The sequence below is a fragment of the Bacillus hominis genome, from assembly GCF_018332515.1.
In the GTDB taxonomy this organism is placed as follows: domain Bacteria; phylum Bacillota; class Bacilli; order Bacillales; family Bacillaceae_G; genus Bacillus_A; species Bacillus_A hominis.
The window spans coordinates 1-5,070 of the sequence record NZ_BOQD01000247.1; the positions used below are offsets into that span (position 1 = coordinate 1).

A 5,070-nucleotide genomic window follows, 5' to 3' on the forward strand; every position below is an offset into this window, starting at 1 on the left:
TAACGTTTTGAGACTGCTGAAGGCTTATATGAATTTCAGGCAAATTTAAATATAGAAAAGGACATATCTATTGCATGTTATTAACTTAAGGTATGTTCTTTTAAAGCATATTATAAATATACATAGTGAGAAATGAAATAATAATTATTCAAATGAAAAACCCCCTGAATTTTTAAAGCGATCCAGGGGATTTTTTACCGATGATTCTCTATATTTCCATACCGATCACAAACTTTTTTAGGATAATGGTATGTCCAAGTTTAATAGTTTTTTGCACGAGAGCCATCTTTTTTATATTTATTTAATTATCCTACTAAGTTTTTTGTAAAATTCACCTTTTCTTTCTACATGATTAAACTGATTTGGATTAATATTAGCTTTTTGTGAGAGTGCTACAATCTCTTCTTTTGTAATTGAATCTTTAGTATTTATAGATGCTATATTTGTATATTTTCCATCTTCTGTTTTTGGGATTTCTAAAATCCCTTTATTTACAAGATCAACTACAGCCTTATGCTCTGAAGAATGTGTATCTACACCAGTAATTTTCCAATTATGCATAACTTTTGGCGTGTATACACCGTTCTTTACCTCTTTTAAATATGTAATAGCAAGGTTACGAATGGTTCCACCTGTTTCTCCGAATGCATTCTCTTGTTTAGATGACCAAGTTTGTTCAAATTTACGTCCCTCTAAAGCTCCCCCTTTTGCCTGAAGAGCCTCCATTCTATACGCATTCATTCCTAGCGTCATAACATCGCTCATTTTGATTGGTTTATTTGTACGAATAGAGCGTAAATTTGTAATTCTACTACCATATGGTTTTGTTAAGTCAATTTCGTATTTTACGCCTCCAAAGAAATCGTTCGTACTGTATTTAGACGCACGACGGTTTTTATCAAAGCTAACTGTTACATCTCCGGCACGAGATGAGTTAAAATATCCTGCTGCCCATTCCATATAGTCTTTTAAATCTTTTCCAGTTATCTTATATACTGTAATTTCTCCCAAAGCATATTGATAATTATAAGCAATATCTTTCTTCTTTATAGGACCTATATCCAAACGGGCATAATCATTATCAATTTGATGGGCTACTACATCCGCTTTACTGTAATAGAGCATGACTTCATGAAAGAAATCTGATAAAGGTGTCTCTTGAATCTGCACACTTGGAATACCCTTTATTTCATTTTCAGGAACAAGGTTTCTACCCTTTAATTGAGCGACTACAACATTTGCATCTCCTCTCGCATACTCATGAAAAGGTGTTAGTGTTTCTTCAAGTGTAGAATCAGATAATACTGTTGTTCCATCAGCATTTTTTACAGGTATAGCGGTAGCAGTTTTATCTTTTAAAACAAGCTTTCCATCTTGCTTTGTAAAAGTAAGGTCAATACGTGAAATATGCGTTCCATATTTATCTGGTTCTGTAATAATTACGCCATTTACAACTTCTTTTTTTACAAGTTTATGCATATGAGCCGCAAAAATAGCGCTTAGTTCCGGACAAGCATTCGCAATATCTTGAACACCAGTACCTGGGATTCCATTCTCATTTTCTAGTCCCATATGCATAACCCCTACCATTACATCTACTTTACCTTCTAATTCTTTAATTGCCTTTTTTGTCTCTTCTACTGGATTTTTCACTACTAAACCATCCAAATGATCTGTCCCTTTTTCAAAATCACTAATCATTGGTGTATTCATGCCAATAATCCCGACTTTAATTCCACCTTTTTCAACAATCGTATATGCAGGAAGAAAACGCTCTCCATTCTCCTTATAAATATTTCCTGCTAACGTCTTTCCCTTATATTGCTCACTAACTTTTTTCAATGTATCTAATCCAAAGTTGAATTCATGATTTCCAAATGCCCAGGCATCATATCCCATTGTATTCATCGCTACCATCATTGGCGATTGTGGCTTATCGTTGAATAATTCTACTGAGTTTCCTTGAATTGTATCCCCGGCATCTACTAATATGGTATTTGGATTTTCTTGACGTACCTTCTTTATAACCGTATAAAGCTGCGTCAAACTTCCACTCATATTTGCTCCATCAAGCGCATAATCCCAAGGCATAAATCTACCATGAATATCTGCAGTACCTAACAATGTAATATTAACATTAGATTCCTCAGCCTTAGAAATAGCTGGTTTGACTGTTACTGCTGTTACAAGAAGCATAAGAATAATAAAATAGCATACATAGTTCTTCCATTTCGTTTTTTGCATAATATCAATATTTCTCCCCTTTTTGTACTGTCATAAAGTTGCTTGAACTTTAAAAATATAACTTGTTATTCAGAAAACTTCAACTGCAAAATTAAAGAGAATAAAATGCATATATCCCTTAACAGAATTGTATTTTATCGTTTTCTGACAAAATACTTATTCCTCAAACGCGTGAAAGGTGCTCACCCAATGGTAGGTGTAAGAGTACTTTCAAAAATTTGGACATATAACTCATTTCCGAAAATCATTATAACTTAAAGATATAGTGTGTAATGCTGATTACATTTTCGGATTTCATTGCCAATTTATTTCCTTCTAAATGAAAATGCTGAGATCACTTCCAAAAATAATAACCCCGCTCTTCATTTAAGACGGGGTTACACTTATACAGCAAATCGGATTCAGATTTTTTCGAATGTTCGTTTCCTCTTCAGGAGTAAGATCTGCTAGTTTCGTAATTTCTTCAGCTTATTGGTTGCTTTCAACTAAATTCATCATAATTTTAATCAGGACTTCTATTTTATCACTCGAAACCTTGATGCTATCTCAAATCGCTCAAAAAATAGATAATGATGTTTACTTTTCAACTCCACAAAGCAATTTTATCTCTTTGATTTGTTCTATATGACGCTGTTCATGCAAATAGATCAGTTCTATCCACTGATCAAGGAGTAATTCTCCAAGAGCTGGATGCATCACTGATTTTTTCGCTAATATAGATTCATCTTCTATTGTACTCAGGAAACGCATCAATTCTTTTCTAGAGTTGTTTAACAAATCAACCATTTGCTGCACTTCAAATGGTTCTATACTTGGTTCAATCATTTCTGGGGCTATAAATTTTATCGATCTATCTAATAAAATAGTGTGAATTTCTTTACGCTCATTTAAGATACTATCCATCTTTTTTAATCCCGATGAAATAACTGTTATAACTCTCTCATCTAATAAAACTAAGTGATGACAAACTTGTGCTATACTCCATTTGTCCTTATCTGGTTTCCTATTAAATTGAGCATCACTTAACAAAGTAATTTCCTCAAATAATTGATTTCTAGTTTCATAAAACTTGTCATTTACAAATGTATTCATGTGAATTCTCCTTTCATTAGAACCTACATACTTAGATTCCTCCGCTAGAAATATTCTCTATGGAAAAAAGATTTCCCTTCACTATTATTCCAATCCAATCTTTACTTTCTTTAGTAGGTTCTCTAATTCATGCTGAAATGTATGAGTTCTCTCAACATCCTTGAGGTTTACATGTGCTACAAACTATCTAATAGAATGGTTAATAACCATTAAAGTATATCTCCGGTCCATTTCTTCAGTTACTGCAGCTAAGACTGCTGCTGACTCCTCAACTTCAGTAACTAATTTTTGGGCATGGACGAAATCTTGCTTTTTTATAAATTATCAATCTTTGTTTTAAAGCCACATATGAAGTTATTTGTTTTTTTGTATACTTTTAATCGGCACAAATAATTCAACCTTGAAATTTCCTTCTAAATCTTCAGCTACATTATTCATACAAAATTCCAGATTATCTCTATCAAAATCTGCATCTTACTCATTATTCGGTAGCCAATCTCCATATACATATTGATATGCCATATTCAGTTTATGTGGCTTATCATAAAAATGGTATAGAGCGTATTGACCCCCATCTAATCTTTTAAATTGCACATCTTGATGCATATCTTTGTCAAAGTTTTCATGTACAGTTACGCAAGCGTCATGACGGCACTTATGACTTTCAACAAGTTCAGGGTTATCTAACGAAATTTCGATAAATGATTGCTCTGGAGGATAAAGATTATTTTCATTTGCCCAATGTAATAAATTCCCCCAATGGTCTTGGGGTTCAAAGTAACTATCAGTTCTTCTTATAAATGCCACTTCAAATTGTGGCACTGTTTTTATTACAACTTTCATTTATGTCATCCTCCCTATACATATCTACTTCATTTATTTAGCGTTTATCAATACTTATTCCTTCATAAATAAAACGATTTTCTAACTTATAAAAACCTCATTTGAACTATAACTTGTTATTTCCGATTGATATTACACTACTACTAAAGTTGTATGTACTTTCATACTTTTATTTGATTTTATATTCTTTTTAAATCGATATATTAATGATAAGAAAACGAATGAAGGAGGATTTAAATTGATAAAAGGAATATATGAAGTACACTTACCTGTGAGTAATTTACGAAATTCTATTGATTTTTATGAAAAGCTAGAATTGAAATTAGCTTGGAGCGATGATTTAACAGCATTCTTTTGGATTGAGGAAGGGAGAAGTTGGCTAGGTTTATGGGAGGGTTCTGAATATGAAACGAAATACCATCCTTCTTTACGACATATTGCATTTCGAGTATCATATGAAGATTTAAAAGAATCTTTACATTGGTTAAGCTCTCTACATATTAAAGCTGTTCCATTTGGAATGAATGATTCTATTGAACCATTTGTTCGTCCACATCAAGGTAATGCATCTGTTTATTTTACTGATCCAGATGGTAATAGCTTAGAATTAATGTGTCCTATCATTGTGCCTAATGCATTAAAACATATAACCGATAAATTATCTTTTAAAGATTGGGAGGAACTATTAGCTGATGCAGTTAAATGAACAAATAATAGCTATTATTAAAACCAAATAATAATAAAGTACAGCTCCGCAGTTAATTTTCACTAACAATTCAAGAGTTGTCTCATTCAATCAAACATTAAATAAATGTAAAAAATCACCCTATTCATTCATTTTTAATGCTTATGTATGTACATTTGTTAATTTATTAGTTATATTATGGGTAT

At 32.1% G+C, this 5,070-nt stretch carries 3 protein-coding genes and 1 pseudogene; 1 reads left to right on the top strand and 3 read right to left on the bottom strand.

The features are described 5' to 3' along the window. Positions 1-297 precede the first annotated feature (297 nt). The 3 genes and pseudogenes from KI356_RS20955 to KI356_RS20965 all read right to left on the bottom strand — a co-directional run bounded on the left by KI356_RS20955 (position 298) and on the right by KI356_RS20965 (position 4,179). Positions 298-2,244 carry a bifunctional metallophosphatase/5'-nucleotidase gene (locus KI356_RS20955; RefSeq protein WP_212936338.1) on the bottom strand — a complete coding sequence of 649 codons (1,947 nt, stop codon included), beginning with the start codon at positions 2,242-2,244 and terminating at the stop codon, positions 298-300. A 576-nt stretch (positions 2,245-2,820) separates the two neighbouring features. Further along, positions 2,821-3,336, bottom strand: coding sequence for a DinB family protein (locus KI356_RS20960; protein ID WP_212936339.1), 516 nt, complete (start codon positions 3,334-3,336; stop codon positions 2,821-2,823). A 354-nt stretch (positions 3,337-3,690) separates the two neighbouring features. Beyond that, positions 3,691-4,179, bottom strand: a pseudogene (locus KI356_RS20965) (AraC family transcriptional regulator). Positions 4,180-4,417: 238 nt separating this feature from the next. On the opposite strand from KI356_RS20965, the gene KI356_RS20970 reads away from it, so the two are divergent. Next, positions 4,418-4,885 carry a VOC family protein gene (locus KI356_RS20970; protein ID WP_212936340.1) on the top strand — a complete coding sequence of 156 codons (468 nt, stop codon included), beginning with the start codon at positions 4,418-4,420 and terminating at the stop codon, positions 4,883-4,885. The last annotated feature ends 185 nt before the right edge of the window (positions 4,886-5,070 follow it).

Excerpts from the sequence above, each read along its gene's own strand:
- KI356_RS20960 (WP_212936339.1), bottom strand. The coding sequence starts at position 3,336 with ATGAATACATTTGTAAATGACAAGTTTTATGAAACTAGAAATCAATTA.
- KI356_RS20955 (WP_212936338.1), bottom strand. The coding sequence starts at position 2,244 with ATGCAAAAAACGAAATGGAAGAACTATGTATGCTATTTTATTATTCTT.